This is a genomic window from Flavobacterium sp. GNP002 (assembly GCF_054343795.1).
Genome location: NZ_JBTGUW010000001.1, coordinates 915,756 through 931,470 on the forward strand (window position 1 = coordinate 915,756; position 15,715 = coordinate 931,470).

At 33.1% G+C, this 15,715-nt stretch carries 17 protein-coding genes and 1 tRNA gene; 4 read left to right on the forward strand and 14 right to left on the reverse strand.

Annotation, left to right across the window (positions count from 1 at the left end):
- The first annotated feature begins 109 nt into the window (after positions 1 to 109).
- On the forward strand, positions 110 to 2,539 hold the full coding sequence (locus ACXX80_RS04120; protein WP_458552135.1) for a hybrid sensor histidine kinase/response regulator: 2,430 nt from the start codon (positions 110 to 112) through the stop codon (positions 2,537 to 2,539).
- Here the strand turns inward: ACXX80_RS04120 and ACXX80_RS04125 are convergent.
- The 9 genes from ACXX80_RS04125 to pdxA all read right to left on the reverse strand — a co-directional run bounded on the left by ACXX80_RS04125 (position 2,536) and on the right by pdxA (position 9,879).
- Complete coding sequence (locus tag ACXX80_RS04125; RefSeq protein ID WP_458552136.1) at positions 2,536 to 3,882, reverse strand: sigma-54-dependent transcriptional regulator; 1,347 nt, start codon at positions 3,880 to 3,882, stop codon at positions 2,536 to 2,538. The genes ACXX80_RS04120 and ACXX80_RS04125 overlap by 4 nt on opposite strands.
- A gap of 118 nt (positions 3,883 to 4,000) precedes the next feature.
- Positions 4,001 to 4,291: a hypothetical protein gene (locus tag ACXX80_RS04130; protein ID WP_458552137.1), complete on the reverse strand. Its 291-nt coding sequence runs from the start codon at positions 4,289 to 4,291 to the stop codon at positions 4,001 to 4,003.
- 41 nt (positions 4,292 to 4,332) lie between these two features.
- Complete coding sequence (locus tag ACXX80_RS04135) at positions 4,333 to 4,629, reverse strand: hypothetical protein (RefSeq protein ID WP_458552138.1); 297 nt, start codon at positions 4,627 to 4,629, stop codon at positions 4,333 to 4,335.
- 263 nt (positions 4,630 to 4,892) lie between these two features.
- Positions 4,893 to 6,239, reverse strand: coding sequence for an acetyl-CoA carboxylase biotin carboxylase subunit (accC, locus tag ACXX80_RS04140; RefSeq protein ID WP_417950741.1), 1,347 nt, complete (start codon positions 6,237 to 6,239; stop codon positions 4,893 to 4,895).
- 84 nt (positions 6,240 to 6,323) lie between these two features.
- Complete coding sequence (accB, locus tag ACXX80_RS04145) at positions 6,324 to 6,803, reverse strand: acetyl-CoA carboxylase biotin carboxyl carrier protein (protein ID WP_099714177.1); 480 nt, start codon at positions 6,801 to 6,803, stop codon at positions 6,324 to 6,326.
- Between the two features lie 23 nt (positions 6,804 to 6,826).
- Complete coding sequence (locus ACXX80_RS04150; protein ID WP_315209555.1) at positions 6,827 to 7,825, reverse strand: beta-ketoacyl-ACP synthase III; 999 nt, start codon at positions 7,823 to 7,825, stop codon at positions 6,827 to 6,829.
- Between the two features lie 172 nt (positions 7,826 to 7,997).
- Complete coding sequence (gene rpmF, locus ACXX80_RS04155) at positions 7,998 to 8,192, reverse strand: 50S ribosomal protein L32 (protein ID WP_007137315.1); 195 nt, start codon at positions 8,190 to 8,192, stop codon at positions 7,998 to 8,000.
- A 9-nt stretch (positions 8,193 to 8,201) separates the two neighbouring features.
- Positions 8,202 to 8,744 (reverse strand): YceD family protein, encoded by a 543-nt coding sequence (locus ACXX80_RS04160; RefSeq protein ID WP_458552139.1) that lies wholly within the window; start codon positions 8,742 to 8,744, stop codon positions 8,202 to 8,204.
- 85 nt (positions 8,745 to 8,829) lie between these two features.
- Positions 8,830 to 9,879 carry a 4-hydroxythreonine-4-phosphate dehydrogenase PdxA gene (gene pdxA / locus ACXX80_RS04165; protein WP_458552140.1) on the reverse strand — a complete coding sequence of 350 codons (1,050 nt, stop codon included), beginning with the start codon at positions 9,877 to 9,879 and terminating at the stop codon, positions 8,830 to 8,832.
- A 58-nt stretch (positions 9,880 to 9,937) separates the two neighbouring features.
- Between pdxA and ACXX80_RS04170 the strand changes: the two genes are divergently transcribed.
- Positions 9,938 to 10,525 (forward strand): riboflavin synthase, encoded by a 588-nt coding sequence (locus ACXX80_RS04170; RefSeq protein ID WP_458552141.1) that lies wholly within the window; start codon positions 9,938 to 9,940, stop codon positions 10,523 to 10,525.
- Positions 10,526 to 10,556: 31 nt separating this feature from the next.
- On the opposite strand, the gene ACXX80_RS04175 is transcribed toward ACXX80_RS04170, so the two are convergent.
- From ACXX80_RS04175 to mce, 3 genes are all read right to left on the reverse strand, one after another.
- Complete coding sequence (locus ACXX80_RS04175; RefSeq protein WP_458552142.1) at positions 10,557 to 10,787, reverse strand: Fjoh_0651 family PID-CTERM protein; 231 nt, start codon at positions 10,785 to 10,787, stop codon at positions 10,557 to 10,559.
- Between the two features lie 161 nt (positions 10,788 to 10,948).
- Positions 10,949 to 11,022: transfer RNA gene (locus ACXX80_RS04180), tRNA-Ile, on the reverse strand.
- Between the two features lie 142 nt (positions 11,023 to 11,164).
- Positions 11,165 to 11,566, reverse strand: coding sequence for a methylmalonyl-CoA epimerase (mce, locus tag ACXX80_RS04185; RefSeq protein ID WP_458552143.1), 402 nt, complete (start codon positions 11,564 to 11,566; stop codon positions 11,165 to 11,167).
- 210 nt (positions 11,567 to 11,776) lie between these two features.
- Here mce and ACXX80_RS04190 point away from each other — a divergent pair, with 210 nt between their 5' ends.
- Complete coding sequence (locus tag ACXX80_RS04190; RefSeq protein ID WP_458552144.1) at positions 11,777 to 13,441, forward strand: Ig-like domain-containing domain; 1,665 nt, start codon at positions 11,777 to 11,779, stop codon at positions 13,439 to 13,441.
- Between the two features lie 2 nt (positions 13,442 to 13,443).
- Here ACXX80_RS04190 and ACXX80_RS04195 read toward each other — a convergent pair whose 3' ends face one another.
- Positions 13,444 to 14,214, reverse strand: a complete 771-nt coding sequence (locus ACXX80_RS04195) for an amidohydrolase (protein WP_458552145.1) — start codon at positions 14,212 to 14,214, stop codon at positions 13,444 to 13,446.
- Positions 14,215 to 14,284: 70 nt separating this feature from the next.
- Here ACXX80_RS04195 and ACXX80_RS04200 point away from each other — a divergent pair, with 70 nt between their 5' ends.
- On the forward strand, positions 14,285 to 14,848 hold the full coding sequence (locus ACXX80_RS04200) for a hypothetical protein (RefSeq protein WP_458552146.1): 564 nt from the start codon (positions 14,285 to 14,287) through the stop codon (positions 14,846 to 14,848).
- Between the two features lie 112 nt (positions 14,849 to 14,960).
- Here ACXX80_RS04200 and ACXX80_RS04205 read toward each other — a convergent pair whose 3' ends face one another.
- The gene (locus ACXX80_RS04205) at positions 14,961 to 15,707 is read right to left on the reverse strand and encodes a succinate dehydrogenase/fumarate reductase iron-sulfur subunit (RefSeq protein WP_458552147.1); all 747 of its coding nucleotides are present in this window, start codon (positions 15,705 to 15,707) and stop codon (positions 14,961 to 14,963) included.
- Between the last annotated feature and the right edge of the window lie 8 nt (positions 15,708 to 15,715).

A 15,715-nucleotide genomic window follows, 5' to 3' on the forward strand; every position in this document is an offset into this window, starting at 1 on the left:
TTAAAACTTAAAGAAATAAAACCTCACTTTTCAGTGGGGTTTTTTGTTTGTATCAAAACATTTTGAATAACTTAACTTTAAACGCTTTTGTAATTTTTATCTTTGAAAAATGGACAGTAAAAAAAGTTATATTCCGATAAAAGTTTTCATAAGTTACCTGGTGCTGGCGTTACTTTTTGTAAGCGTCGGGTGGTTTTTATATACTGAAAACAAGAGTTTTTCTAAAACAGAAAAGAGAATTACGGAGGAAAGCAGCACTATTTTGAAAGTGAGCAATTTACTATCTAATATGCATAAAACGGAAAGTTTAGCCCGAATAGCTATTCAATCCGAATCAGAAGAGGATTTTAAAAATTACATCAACAAAACTGCGGCTTTAAAATCAGATATTGATTCTTTAAAAGTATTGGTTTCTACTCCCTATCAAATCACTTTATTAGATAGTGTTAAATATTTATTGTCCAAAAAAACTAAAAACATTCAGCAACTAAAAACGATAAAAAACAAAACCGAAGACGAAACTTCTGTAAAAAACGCTATTGATGATTTGACAAAAATGGAGTCTTCGTTGCGAAAACTTCAATTGGAAGATTTTGTAAAATACCCTTCTGAGATGGGACAATACCAGCGAAATGTACTTAAAAAGTATGTGGCTTATTTGAATCAAAACATTCCCGATGACAGCACCAATACATTAAGTAAAAAAGCTTCGGATTCTATTTTAATGGCTTCCAAAAATTTGCTGAATGACGTAAAAAAAGAAACCGCTAAAAAGAAACAATTATTAAATCAGGAAGAAAATAAACTACTGCAAAATGAACTTTCGATATCCGACCAATTAAGAAAAGTACTCAATATTATCGAACGCGAAATTATTAAAAACACTACCAAAAGCTATTCAGACCGAGAAAATTCACTAAAAAAAACAAACCAAATTGTTACCACAGCCGCAATAATTGGATTGTTACTGACCTTATTCTTTTTGATTATTATTTTAAATGATTACTCCAAAACCCAATCTTATAAAAAACAATTGGAGGTCGCAAATTCAAAAACTAAAAAACTCTTAACAAGCAGAGAACAACTTATTTCGACAGTAAGCCATGACTTAAAAACACCATTGAGTACCATTGTTGGTTACACGGAACTGCTGGGAAATTCTGATTTGGATACCAAACAATTGTATTTCACCAAAAATATCAAAAGCTCCTCCGATTACATTTCACAATTAGTACAGGACTTACTTGATTTCACTCAAATTGAAGCCGGAAAAATTACCATAGAAAAAATTCCTTTTTCATTATACGACATCATTAACGAAGTTGGGAACAGCATTCAATCCGTTTATACGCAAAAACAAATTGAATTGATTATTGAAATTAATCCTAATCTTAAAAAAAGAATCATTGGAGATCCATTTCGAATGAGGCAAATATTGTCTAACATCATTGGGAATGCTTTCAAATTTACGGAAAAAGGATTCATAAAAATTAGAGCCAAAATTCATTCAGAAACGAATACCATAATTATCCTAATTGAAGATTCCGGCATTGGAATAGAAGAAAAAAATCAACAATTAATTTTTGAAGAATTCATACAAGCCGATGAAAATATTGAAAAAAAATATGGCGGAACGGGTTTAGGGCTTACCATCTCTAAAAAAATGACAGCTATTTTAGGTGGTGAATTAAGTTTGAAAAGCGAATTGGGCAAGGGAAGTATTTTTCAGCTCCAAATTCCATTACAATTTGACGATGCGATTCAAAAAGAATCAAATAAATACCCATCAGAAGAAGTATTTACTGCAGTTATTATTGATGATGATGTGAGTTTATTAAAATTGACAACAGAAGTTTTAAAACAGCATCACTTCAATGCAATCCCATTTAACAATGCACACGAAGCGCTTCATTGGGTCAAAAATAACAGTTTTGATTTCATAATTACGGATATTCAAATGCCGGTTATGGACGGTTTTTTATTTTTAAAAGAACTCCAAAACACACCCAACTCCAATTATCAAAAACAACCCGTAATAGCGGTAACCGGAAAAAGTGATTTGGATTTAGAGACTTATAGAAAAGCCGGATTCACAACCGTTGTCAGAAAACCATATTCGCCCAAAACTTTACTTAAAATTATAAACGCAATTTTGAATAATGATGAAATTCCTATTGGATTAAAAAATAGAACTGATGCTAAAAAAACAGACAAGCCTTATTCTTTAAAAGCTTTAAAATCATTTTTGCCCAATGAAAAAGAAGCTTTAAATGAGGTTTTAGAATCGTTTATTACAAGCACCAAAGAAAATTTAGAAAATTTAAATCGGGCAGTTTCAGCAGAAAATTTTATTGAGATTAAAAATATCGCTCATAAAATGGGGCCAATGTTCAAGCAAATTCAAGCCAACGAAATCAGCACCATATTAGATCAATTAGAGCTGGACGATTTTATAATTGCAGTAATTAAAATTCATTCTGAGAACTTAAAAGATAAAATTGACAGTCTTTTTACTCTTTTGCAAAAGGAATTAGACTAATTAATATCGTAACGATTTAATTTATTATACAATGTTTTTCTGTTAATTTTAAGCAATTTTGCGGCTTCAGATTTGTTGTTATTCGTTTGATTTAAAGCATCAAGAATGGTTTCTTTCTCATTTTCAAACAAAGAAAAATCGGTTGTTTTTTTGTCTTCATTTTGAAAAAACTCCATAGGAAGTGCCGTTTTTTCAATAAAATCACCTTGCGATAAAAGCGTGGCTCTTTTAATACAATTTTGAAGTTCTCGAAGATTTCCCGGCCATCTGTAGTTTTGAAAAATAGTCATAACCTCCGAAGAAAATCCGATGACATTTTTATTTAATTCCTGATTTGATTTCTCAAGAAAAAAATCAGAAAAAATCATCAAATCTTCATTCCTCTCGACTAATGATGGAGAATGAATAGAGAATTCGTTGATTCTATGGTATAAATCTTCCCTGAAATCTCCATTTTTAACCGCTTCACGCAAATCTTCATTTGTAGCGGTAATGATTCTGATATCTACATCTATTTCTTTATTACTACCTACGGGTTTTATTTTTCTTTCCTGTAAAGCCCTCAAAAGCTGAATTTGATTTTCATAAGACAGATTCCCTATTTCATCCAGAAAAATAGTTCCTCCATTTGCCGCTTCAAAAAAACCAATTTTATCCTGAATTGCTCCAGTAAAAGATCCTTTAATATGACCAAAGAATTCACTCGCGGCTAATTCTTTTGGAATGGAACCACAGTCAACGGCAATGAAATTAGTGTTTTTTCTGGAACTGTTTTCGTGAATACTTTTTGCAATAACTTCTTTTCCAGTCCCGCTTTCGCCAATAATTAAAACTGACATATTTGTCGGGCTGACTAATTGGATGTATTCAGCAAGTTTTTGGGACGCTTTAGAAATCCCTTTAACAAATTCGCTGGTAGTTTTTTTTACATTTTGTTTTCCAATTCTTTGAGTAGTGACAATTTGATTTGGCTCCTTGTCATTTGAAATTTGCAAAGCATTGGTAATAACCAATAAAACTTCTTCAGGATTAAATGGTTTGGAAATATAATCCGCAGCACCATTTTTTATAGCTTTTACAGCCGTACTCACATCAGAATATCCCGTCATTAGTATTATGGGAATATTTGGATGAGTCAATTTTATTTCTGACATAAGCACAATTCCATCACAATCTGGAAGTCTTAAATCAGTAATGATTAAATCGAATTTATCACTCTTAATTTTGGATTTTGCTTCTTCTGCTGAAAAGACTGCCGTTACATCATACAATTTCTTTATTAGAAATTTTTCTAATAATTTACAAAAGGCAACATCATCTTCAATCAATAAAATCTTAGCCATTACATTTTAACTTTAAGGCTAAAATAAAGTTATTAAATTTGTATTCTCATAATTTTATGCAAAAAAAAGAGAGACTGTTACAAACAATCTCTCTTTTTAAAAACAAAACTCACCTAAATTATTTATTTATCCAGTTGCCATTAGCATCTGAATAAACAGTAGCTTTCTGGCCTCCAACTGTAATCTCTAATTTGTATTCTTTCTTTGCATTTATATATGCTTTTCCAAGAACTGCTCCCGGATGTGCAGTTTCTAATGCTTTTTTCACAGCGTCTGGAACTGTTTCTACTTCAGCATAACCTTCTTGAAATAATGAGGATTGAACTTGAAAATTCTGATTTGGAACTGTAGTCGCAAATGCTGATAAACTTCCCAAAATAATTGCTGCTGATACCATTAACTTTTTCATACTATTTGTTTTAATTGATTATTTTAATTTTAATTTTATTTTTATTTTTTAATCCATTTTCCATTTGCATCCGCAAAAAGATTTCCTTTTTTATCCCCAATAGTTACATCTAGTTTGTATTCTTTGGCAGCATTTATATATGCTTTGTCCAGAACAGCATCAGGATAAGCCGTTTTTAATGCCGCTTTTATTGCCTCAGGAACTTCTTCCAGTTTTACTTCAGAATATTCTTCTTGAATTGATGTTGTTTTGACTTCCTCATTAGTTGCAGGAATAGTGCTTGCAAATGTTGATAAACTTCCTAATAAAATTGCTGCTGATAAGATTAACTTTTTCATAGTATTTAAATTTTAATTATTTATTTGTTATTGTTACTTAAGACAAAGAAATAATTATACCAATCTTTTAAAGCAACACACCGCGACTTTAAAGTGCTAAAAAACAGCCCCTTAAAAATAACTATTGAATTAAAACACATGAAAGATGTATAAATACGGGGGGCAAAGTGTATAAAAATTACACACTTTGCCCCAGAATCAAAATTATAATAAACAAAAAAACCTTGCATCGCTGCAAGGTTTTGTATTAAATAAAGTATTTTTTATTCCGGATCATTCATTTTGAAAGTATCCATAAATGCCGTAGTGTACTCTCCTGCTATATAACGAGGATCGTCCATTAATTGTCTATGAAATGGAATTGTCGTTTTTATTCCTTCGATTACAAATTCATCTAAGGCTCTTCTCATTTTACTAATGGCTTCCTCACGAGATTGAGCTGTAGTAATAAGTTTTGCAATCATTGAATCGTAATTTGGCGGAATAGTATACCCTGAATACACATGAGTATCTAAACGAACTCCATGTCCACCTGGCATATGTAATGTTGTGATTTTTCCTGGAGACGGACGGAAATCATTATAAGGATCTTCTGCATTAATTCTGCATTCGATCGCATGTAATTGAGGCAAATAGTTTTTACCAGAAATAGGTACTCCAGCGGCAACCATAATTTGCTCACGTATCAAGTCATAATCAATAACCTGCTCCGTAATTGGGTGTTCTACTTGAATACGGGTATTCATTTCCATAAAGTAGAAATTACGGTGTTTATCCACCAAAAATTCTACCGTTCCAGCGCCTTCATATTTAATGTATTCTGCTGCTTTTACAGCTGCTTCACCCATCTTTTCACGCAATTCATCTGTCATGAACGGAGATGGAGTCTCTTCCGTTAATTTTTGATGACGTCTTTGTACTGAACAATCTCTTTCAGAAAGATGACAAGCTTTACCGTAAGAATCTCCTACTACTTGAATCTCAATGTGGCGAGGCTCTTCGATTAATTTCTCAAGATACATTCCATCATTTCCAAAAGCTGCTGCAGATTCCTGACGAGCACCTTCCCAAGCTTTTAACAATTCATCTTCTTTCCAAACGGCTCTCATTCCTTTTCCACCACCACCAGCAGTTGCTTTAAGCATTACTGGATAACCAAAATCTCTTGATAATTGTAAGGCTTGTTCGTATGATTCTAAAATTCCAACTGAACCAGGAACACAAGGAACACCTGCTTCAATCATCGTAGCTTTTGCGGAAGCTTTGTCTCCCATTCTATCAATCATCTCTGGAGAAGCTCCAATGAATTTGATACCATGTTCTTGACAAATTTTAGAAAATTTAGAATTTTCAGAAAGGAATCCGTATCCTGGATGTATTGCATCTGCATTAGTGATTTCGGCAGCGGCAATAATATTTGACATTTTTAAATAGGACAAGTTGCTTGGAGGTGGCCCAATACAAACCGCTTCGTCAGCAAACTTTACATGTAGACTTTCGGCATCAGCAGTAGAATAAACGGCTACTGTTTTTATACCCATTTCCTTGCATGTTCTAATTACGCGTAACGCAATTTCCCCTCTATTGGCAATCAATATTTTTTTAAACATCTTTTTTTGAAATTTTAAATGTAGAATTTTAAATCTTAAATTATTTCAAATAACGAAAACTCATCATTCAAAATTTATAATTTATTATGATGGATCTACTAAGAATAAAGGTTGGTCAAATTCTACTGGCGACATATCGTCAACCAATATTTTTACAATTTTACCAGAAACTTCAGATTCAATTTCATTAAATAATTTCATGGCTTCAATTACACAAAGTACGTCACCTTTAGAAATTGTTTTACCTACTTCAACAAACATTGGTTTATCTGGAGATGGTTTTCTATAAAAAGTTCCAATGATTGGAGATTTTATGGTGATATAGTGCGCATTTTCTACTACTGGAACTTCTGGAGCTGCTGCAACCGGAGCAATTTGTTGCGGTGCTGCTGCTTGTGGAAGTGTAGCTTGAGCTGGCATTTGTTGAACATACGTGGTCTCAGTTACATTCCCCTCTAAAGTTGTTCTGATGGTGATTTTTACATCATCCATCTCTAATTTAACTTCTGCAACTCCTGAATTTGCTACAAACTTGATTAGATTTTGAATTTCTTTTAAATCCATAATTATTTGTTTTTAGTTTAAATTTATTTTTTATCGTATGCCCATTTTAGATATATAGATCCCCAAGTGAATCCACCTCCAAAAGCAGCTAAAATTATCGTGTCTCCTTTTTTGAATAAATGTTCAAAATCATTAAGGACTAATGGTAAAGTCGCAGAAGTTGTGTTTCCGTATTTTTCAATATTCATCAGAACTTTAGAATCTTCTAAATTCATTCTATTTGCAGTTGCATCGATAATACGTTTGTTGGCTTGATGAGGAACTAACCAATCAACATTTTCATTTGTTAAATTATTTCTTTTCAGAATTAATTCACTTGAATCAGCCATATTAGTTACAGCATATTTAAATACCGTTTTTCCGTCTTGAATAATATTGTGTTTATTATCTCTTACCGTTTCAAGAGAAGAAGGAAGTAAAGAACCACCAGCATCAATTTTTAAAAAATCTCTTCCGATTCCATCACTGCGCAAGTATTCGTCTTGCAATCCTAATCCTTCATAATTAGGCTCAAACAATACTGCTCCAGCTCCGTCTCCAAAAATAATACAAGTTGATCTATCCGTATAATCTACGATAGAAGACATTTTATCAGCACCAATTAAGAGTACCTTCTTGTATCTTCCGGACTGAATATAAGCTGCTGCCGTTGACATTCCAAATAAGAAACTGGAACATGCTGCTTGCAAATCATATGCAAAAGCATTTAAAGCGCCTATTTCGGTTGCTACATATACACCTGTTGCAGCCACTGGCATATCTGGCGTTGCAGTTGCCATTATCAACAAGTCTATTTCTAGAGGATCAATATTAGCTTTAGCTAATAAATCTTGTGCAGCTTTTATGGCTAAAAAAGAAGTCCCTTTACCCTCTTCTTTGAGGATTCTTCTTTCTTTTATTCCTGTACGAGAGGTTATCCACTCGTCATTGGTCTCAACCATGGCCTCAAGAGCTTTGTTTGTCAAAACAAAGTCTGGAACATAGGCTCCAACAGCGGTTATTGCGGCTGTAATTGTATTCATTATATGCGATTATTTTTTGTCAAATGTTGCCATTTGAAAAATTTTTAAAAGACTTGAAAATTACAAAAAAAATTCCATTTTCATTGATTTAGAACTTCTTATTTAACGAAAATTATAAACAACAAAAAAACTCTCACGATGTGAGAGTTCGAATATCATTTACAAAAATGTATTAAGCAACAGCTACAGATTTATCTATAACAACTTGCCCTCTGTAATACATTTTACCTTCGTGCCAGTAAGCTCTATGGTATAAATGCGCTTCTCCTGTAATAGGACAAGTAGCAATCTGTGCTACAGTAGCTTTGTAATGTGTTCTTCTTTTATCTCTTCTTGTTTTGGAGATTTTTCTCTTAGGATGCGCCATTTTACTATATTATTTATCCGTTAATAGTTGCTTTAATTTGTCCCAACGCGGGTCAATATTTTCTTCTTGTTTATTCTCTTTTTTTTCTTCTTTTACTATCAGTTCATTCAGTTTAGTCAAAGCTTCGGTTTTCAAACTTCCATCTTTAACTCCGGGATGAACTCGTCTTAGAGGCACTGACAACACTATCATTTCATAGATATATTGTGCAATATCTACTTCAAACTCTCCATGAGGTAAAATCAACAATTCTTCATTGTCATTATTATAATCCTCGCCAAAACGAACAATTAATTTCATTTTGCTTTTAACTGGCAGGTCAAAATCTTCGCTTGTTAAATCACAAGGAACATTTACAACACCTTTATGCTTAAAACTTAACTCTAATAGCGTACTTTTTTTCTCTAAAACTACATTTACTTTGATATTTGAATCTTGATATTCATTATAATCAAAGATTTCAAAGAACGAATTATTTATTTGATACTCAAAATGATGTTTTCCTAGCTTTAATCCTATAAAAGGTATTAAAAATTCTTTTGTCTTCTTCATTTCAACAACATTTTGACCCTAAACTTCGGGAGTGCAAAGATATAAAATTATTGCAAATCTAATAATGTTATTCACTTTTTTTTGTTCACAACTGTTTTTCTTTTGTTTTCAATGGCTTCACACTAATTTCGGCATATTGATTTCTCGAATGATAAATATCAATTGCCAGATAAACAGCCTCTTTAAATGAGTTAAAATCAGCCACTCCCTTTCCCGCTATATCATAAGCCGTACCATGATCTGGCGACGTTCTTATTTTATTCAAACCAGCCGTATAATTCACTCCATTCCCAAAAGATAATGTTTTGAAAGGAATCAAACCCTGATCGTGATACGCCGCTATAATAGCATCATATTTTTCATACTGATTACTTCCAAAAAAACCATCAGCAGCAAAAGGACCAAACACTAAAGTTCCCTTGTCAAATATTTTTTTCAATGTTGGTTTTATAATCAAATCATCCTCAGTACCAATAACTCCTCCATCACCACAATGCGGATTCAATCCCAAAACAGCTATTTTTGGCTTATTAATGCTAAAATCCTGTATCAATGATTGCTTAACCGTTTCGATTTTTCTTTTAATCAATTCTTCCGTAAGATGAGAAGCGACTTCACTTAACGGAATATGATCCGTCAAGAGCCCAACTCTTAAATTATCCTGAACCATCAACATAAGTGCATTTCCTTCAAGTTCTTGATCTAAATAATCTGTATGCCCCGGAAATTTAAACTCTTCCGACTGGATATTGTACTTATTTATAGGCGCAGTCACCAATACATCTACAAGACCATCCTTTAAAGCTTTGGTAGCCGCAACAAATGATTTTATAGCATATTCTCCTGCCTTTGCATCATTTACTCCAAGATTTAAATCAACCCCTTCTCTCCAAAGATTGAGAACATTAATCTTTCCCGGAACAATTTGATCCAGTTTATCAATTCCATGTAATAAAGAAGCCGATTGAAAGCTTTTCTTCACAAAAGACAACAACTTAACATTAGCAAAGATAACAGGAGTACATAACTCTAAAATACGAGAATCCTCGAATGTTTTTAAAACAACCTCGCTTCCAATACCGTTCAAATCTCCTATAGAAATCCCAACGATTATATTTTCTGCTTTTTTCATCATGATCTAACGTTATTTATTGCTAATTTTGAAGTGCAAATTTAGTAAAATAAAACAAGAAATGTTTACAGGAATTATAGAAACCCTTGGTATCATCCAAGAAATAAAAAAAGAGAACAGCAATGTTCACATAACGATGAATTCATCGATTACCAGCGAACTGCAAATTGACCAAAGTGTTGCTCATAACGGAATTTGCCTTACTGTTGTTGCTATCAACGATACTTTTTATACCGTGACCGCCATAGATGAAACGATAAAAAAAACAAATTTAGCCGATTGGAAAGTTGGAGATAGCGTTAACTTAGAAAGAGCGATGAAACTTGGCGACAGACTTGACGGACACATCGTACAAGGACACGTTGACCAAACAGGAACCTGCATCACCGCTGAACAAACTAACGGAAGCTGGCTTTACACCTTTGAATACGATGAAAAACTAAACAATATCACTATCGAAAAAGGTTCAATTACAGTAAATGGCGTAAGTTTAACCGTTGTGAATTCTAACAAAAATCAGTTTAGCGTAGCCATAATCCCTTATACACATGAGCATACCAATTTCAAAAACTTCGAAGTTGGCACAAAAATAAACCTTGAATTTGATGTGATTGGCAAATACGTTTCCCGATTATACTCAAACAAATAGAATTTAACCCTATTAAAACAAAAACCCCAATTTAAATTGGGTTTTTTGTTTTTAACATATTACTATAAACGATATAAATTCCAAATAACAATGCAATTGCAATTATAACAACACTATTTTCATCAATAGACAATCCTGGTGGTGGTGGTTTACTTTTTTGCGTAGGCGTAGGAGGTCCAGACCCACCAGGTCCAGCAAAAACATCCATAATCCCAAAAAGGAAAATGATTAAAAAATAAAATTTATTTGACTTAATCTTCATCGGTATCAAAAATAGTAAATTTACTGAAATAAAAAAATCTATTAAAGCATTAAACAGAAAGTACTTATCCCCAATACACAAAGATACGTGTTTTAGTCCAATTTGGTTTTTAGTAAAAAAAGAAAAACCCCTCAATATCAGCAAATATGAGGGGTTTTTTGTGGTCCCACCTGGGCTCGAACCAGGGACCACCTGATTATGAGTCAGGTGCTCTAACCAGCTGAGCTATAGGACCGGTTAACAGTGTGCAATATTACCACTATTTTTCATTTGCTCCAAATATTTTTGACTTAGATTTTAATATAGTTCAATTATTAGCTTTTTTCAAAGAGAAACCAACTGAATATTAGAACACTACCCATTTATGGGCACTTAAATTATTTTATTTCTTGACACAATTCAATCAATACACCATTGGTACTTTTTGGATGCAAAAATGCAACTATCTTATTATCAGCCCCTTTTTTAGGAATTTCATTCAAGACTATAAAACCTTCCATTTTTAGGCGTGCTATTTCAGCTACAATATCTTCTACATCAAAAGCGATGTGATGAATTCCCTCTCCCTTTTTTTCCAGAAACTTAGCAATGGGACTATCCGGATTAGTTGCAGCTAGAAGTTCAATTTTATTGGGTCCATTCATAAAAAAAGAAGTTGTCACACCTTCGCTTTCTACATCTTCAAATTTATAAGCCGGGGCACCAAAGAGTTTTTCAAAAACTAAATTTGAAACCTCTAAGTCTTTAACCGCAATCCCTATATGTTCTATTTTTCTCATTTTTTTTACTATCAATTCAACGTTGGTTTTAAACTCAAGCAGTAATTCAGCCGTACTAAAATTTATTTGACGTAAATTTAAACATTAAAAACAAAAAAAGGAAGCATTCTAGAAAAGTAAGCGGAATTCAGTCGCTCATAATAATTCTATAAAAAATTTCGATTGCATGAATTATAATTGTTATTTTGTAGATTCTAATTATGATTTGATATGTTGAAAAACAATTTAAAATATACCTTCTTTCTATTGCTTTTAATTACTATTGGATGTGCAAAAAGAGGCTCCATCACTGGCGGTTTGAAAGATACCATTGCACCGGTTTTAAAAGTAAGCTTTCCTGAAAATTTTAGCAAAAATTTCAAAGGAAACGAAATTAAACTAGTTTTTGACGAGAACATTAAACTCAAAAATCTTAACAAGCAATTGATTATTTCACCTCCCATGAAATACGAACCATCAATTCTGCCTACTACTCCAAGCAAAACGATTACAATAAAAATCAAAGATACATTACAACCTAATACTACTTACAGCTTTAATTTTGGACAAAGCATCGCTGATAATAATGAAGGAAATCCATTCAATCAATTCAAATATGTATTTTCAACAGGAGATTATATTGATTCTTTAAGCCTTGGCGGAACTGTAAAAAGCGCTTATGACAAAGAAGTCGAATCATTCGTTTCGGTTATGCTGTATGACGTGAATGACGCTTTTAAAGACTCGGTAGTCTATAATGAGAATCCAAGATATGTGACTAATACATTAGACAGTCTGAAGACTTTTCGTTTTGAAAATTTAAAAGCCGGAAAATATCTTCTTGTAGCCATGAAAGACTACAACAGCAATAATAAATACAATCCAAAAACGGATAAAATAGGATTCAGTAAAGAATTTATCACCATCCCAAATGATACGCTTTACGAGTTAGAATTATTCAAGGAAACGCTCCCTTTTAAAACTTTCAAACCAAGTCAAGCTTCTGGAAACAGATTGTTATTAGGATACGAAGGCGTTGTAAATTCAGCTGCTGCCCGACCAAAATTAATATTGAGAAACAACACTGAAGTTCTTTCCAATATCATTACTAAATTCCCAAAAAAGGACTCCCTTCAGGTCTGGTATAAACCCATCAAAGTAGATTCGCTAAATTTAGCTGTAGCCAAAGATAAATATGAAGCCAATTTCACCTTTAAAATAAAAGACCAAAAAAAAGATACCTTAAGTATCTCTGCCTTACAAACTGGCAACTTAAAATTTCGTGAGCGTTTTACATTAGAAAGCTCAACTCCATTAATTCGCATTGAGAATTCTAAAATAAATTTAATCAACAATGCAAAAACTGCAGTGCCTTTTACCACTGAATACGACGAATTTAATCAGAAATTGTATTTTGACTTTAAAAAGGAAACCTCAGAAAATTACACTTTTGAACTTTTGCCTGGAGCGTTAACTGATTTTTTCGAAAAATCAAATGACACTTTAACATATAAATTAAGCACTAAAAGCACTGCTGATTACGGGAATCTTACCGTTGTATTAGAAAATATAAAAGAATTTCCTGTCATCGTAGAACTGACAAATATAAAAGGTGATGTGTTAGCGACTGAATACACTGAAAAAAACACCACACTAGAATTTAATTTAATCGAACCTGCGCTTTATACTTTACGTGCTATTTATGACACTAATAAAAACAAGGAATGGGATTCCGGTAACTATTTAGAAAAACGCCAGTCCGAGGAAGTGATCTATTTTTCCAAAGAAATCGATGTTCGATCCAATTGGGATGTAAATCAAATTTTTGACCTGAGTATTCCTTACACTCCCGAACCTAAAAAGAAAACAGACAAGAAAACTGATAAGAAAAACTAGAGTTAAATATTTTTTATTTCAAAAGAATCTCTGTCGTTCAAAAAACCTAATTTTTGTCTGGTTTCCAGCATTTTTTCTTTATCTAATACTACTAAAAAAGAACTTTCAGATTCTTCTGGCTCCAAGACATAATTCCCAAGAAAATCGACTGCTTGCGAGTGACCAATGTATTCGTAACCATTTGCATCAGTACCGATTCTATTGACCCCAATTGCATAACTCATGTTTTCTATCGCTCTGGCTTTCAACAAAGCATCCCAAGCATTCGTTCTGATTTTTGGCCAACTTGCCACATAAATTAACAAGTCATAATCCTCACTATTTCTGGAAAAAGCAGGAAATCGCAAATCATAACAAATCAACGGACAAATTTTCCAACCCAAATAGTCTACCACTATTTTTTGATTGCCACTTGTATAGACTTTGTCTTCTCCAGCCAAAGTAAATAAATGTCTTTTATCATAAAACTGAATTTCTCCGGAAGGAAATACAAATACTAATCGATTGTAAAAATTTCCATTTTCCTTTATAACTAAACTTCCCGTAATGGCACAATTACTTGCTTTCGCCAACGCTTTAAGCCAAGTTATTGTTTCGCCTTGCATTGTTTCAGCTACAGTCTCAGGGCTCATTGTGAAACCGCTCGTAAACATTTCCGGCAATACAATTAAATCAATATTTTCAGTAATTGAAATGATTTTCGCTTCGAAATAATCACGATTTGAATTTGGGTTTTCCCAAATTAAAGGAGCTTGAATTAGGGTGACTTGCATGATTTTATTTTTTATAAAAATAAGAAATATCACAATACCATAAGTTCATTATATTAGCAAAAACAACTTTATGAAAAAGATACTTCTTGTATGCACACTGTTATGCTCTATTTTTATTTTTGGCCAAGAAAAATCAGGTGCTAAACTATTTTGGAAAAACTTACAAAAGCAATGCGGAAAATCATTTGAAGGAGAGGTCAAAGAAGGGGCTGCCAATGATACTTTTCGAGATAAAAAACTAGTGATGCACGTTCGCAATTGCGATGAGAACACGATTCGGATTCCGTTTTTTGTAGGAGATGACAAATCGAGAACTTGGGTGTTAACCTATAAAAATGACCGTATTTTATTGAAACACGACCACCGCCACGAAGACGGTTCTGAAGATAAAGTGACACAATACGGTGGAACAACCTCTAACTCTGGTTCGTCTACGCTTCAGTTTTTTCCCGCAGATCAAGAAACCTGTGATTTAATTCCAAATGCATCTGCAAATGTCTGGTGGATCACTTTAGACGAAACTTCTTTTACTTATAACCTAAGACGCATCGGTTCAGACCGATTGTTTACCGTGAAATTTGACATTACAAAACCCGTTCCAACACCTTCCGCACCTTGGGGATGGAAAGACTAAACAAATGCTGAAACCTAACATTTAGTCATAAAAAAAACGCATTCAATTTAATGAATGCGTTTTTTTATTTTTAATCTTTCGGCCTTAGAGTTTGGACCTTAAGATTAGCTTATTATCCTTTCAAACTTGCTGACATATACTCTCTGTTCATTCGAGCAATATTTTCAAGAGAAATTCCTTTTGGACATTCTACTTCACAAGCTCCAGTGTTAGTACAGTTACCAAAACCTTCGGCATCCATTTGACTCACCATGTTTAAAACCCTGTCAGTAGCTTCAATTCGTCCTTGTGGTAATAAAGCATATTGTGATACTTTTGCAGCAACAAATAACATTGCCGATGAGTTTTTACAAGTAGCAACACAAGCTCCGCAACCAATACAAGCAGCAGCATCAAATGCATTATCAGCATCTTTCTTATTTACTGGAATTGTATTTGCATCAATTGTATTTCCTGATGTGTTTACAGATATAAATCCTCCAGCATGTTGAATTCTGTCAAAAGAACTTCTATCTACAACTAAATCTTTAATTACTGGAAAAGCTTTTGCTCTGAATGGCTCGATAAAAATAGTATCACCATCCTTGAACATTCTCATATGCAATTGACACGTTGTTACTCCTCTATCCGGTCCGTGAGCTTCACCATTGATGTATAAAGAACACATTCCGCAAATTCCTTCGCGACAATCGTGATCAAATGCAACTGGTTCATCCCCTTTCATGATTAGTCCGTCATTTAAAATGTCAAGCATTTCAAGAAACGACATGTCTGGTTCAATATGATCTATCGGATATTCAACTATTTTTCCTTCTGCAGCGGCATTTTTCTGACGCCATATTTTTAATGTAAGTTTCATATTTTTAG

Coding starts and splice junctions, on each gene's coding strand:
- ACXX80_RS04130 (WP_458552137.1), bottom strand. CDS start 4,291: ATGAAAAAGTTAATGGTATCAGCAGCAATTATTTTGGGAAGTTTATCA.
- ACXX80_RS04150 (WP_315209555.1), bottom strand. CDS start 7,825: ATGAATACAATTACAGCCGCAATAACCGCTGTTGGAGCCTATGTTCCA.
- accC (WP_417950741.1), bottom strand. CDS start 6,239: ATGTTTAAAAAAATATTGATTGCCAATAGAGGGGAAATTGCGTTACGC.
- ACXX80_RS04125 (WP_458552136.1), bottom strand. CDS start 3,882: ATGGCTAAGATTTTATTGATTGAAGATGATGTTGCCTTTTGTAAATTA.
- ACXX80_RS04170 (WP_458552141.1), top strand. CDS start 9,938: ATGTTTACAGGAATTATAGAAACCCTTGGTATCATCCAAGAAATAAAA.
- ACXX80_RS04175 (WP_458552142.1), bottom strand. CDS start 10,787: ATGAAGATTAAGTCAAATAAATTTTATTTTTTAATCATTTTCCTTTTT.
- ACXX80_RS04160 (WP_458552139.1), bottom strand. CDS start 8,744: ATGAAGAAGACAAAAGAATTTTTAATACCTTTTATAGGATTAAAGCTA.
- ACXX80_RS04190 (WP_458552144.1), top strand. CDS start 11,777: ATGTTGAAAAACAATTTAAAATATACCTTCTTTCTATTGCTTTTAATT.
- mce (WP_458552143.1), bottom strand. CDS start 11,566: ATGAGAAAAATAGAACATATAGGGATTGCGGTTAAAGACTTAGAGGTT.
- ACXX80_RS04120 (WP_458552135.1), top strand. CDS start 110: ATGGACAGTAAAAAAAGTTATATTCCGATAAAAGTTTTCATAAGTTAC.
- ACXX80_RS04135 (WP_458552138.1), bottom strand. CDS start 4,629: ATGAAAAAGTTAATCTTATCAGCAGCAATTTTATTAGGAAGTTTATCA.
- ACXX80_RS04205 (WP_458552147.1), bottom strand. CDS start 15,707: ATGAAACTTACATTAAAAATATGGCGTCAGAAAAATGCCGCTGCAGAA.
- ACXX80_RS04200 (WP_458552146.1), top strand. CDS start 14,285: ATGAAAAAGATACTTCTTGTATGCACACTGTTATGCTCTATTTTTATT.
- rpmF (WP_007137315.1), bottom strand. CDS start 8,192: ATGGCGCATCCTAAGAGAAAAATCTCCAAAACAAGAAGAGATAAAAGA.
- pdxA (WP_458552140.1), bottom strand. CDS start 9,879: ATGATGAAAAAAGCAGAAAATATAATCGTTGGGATTTCTATAGGAGAT.
- accB (WP_099714177.1), bottom strand. CDS start 6,803: ATGGATTTAAAAGAAATTCAAAATCTAATCAAGTTTGTAGCAAATTCA.
- ACXX80_RS04195 (WP_458552145.1), bottom strand. CDS start 14,214: ATGCAAGTCACCCTAATTCAAGCTCCTTTAATTTGGGAAAACCCAAAT.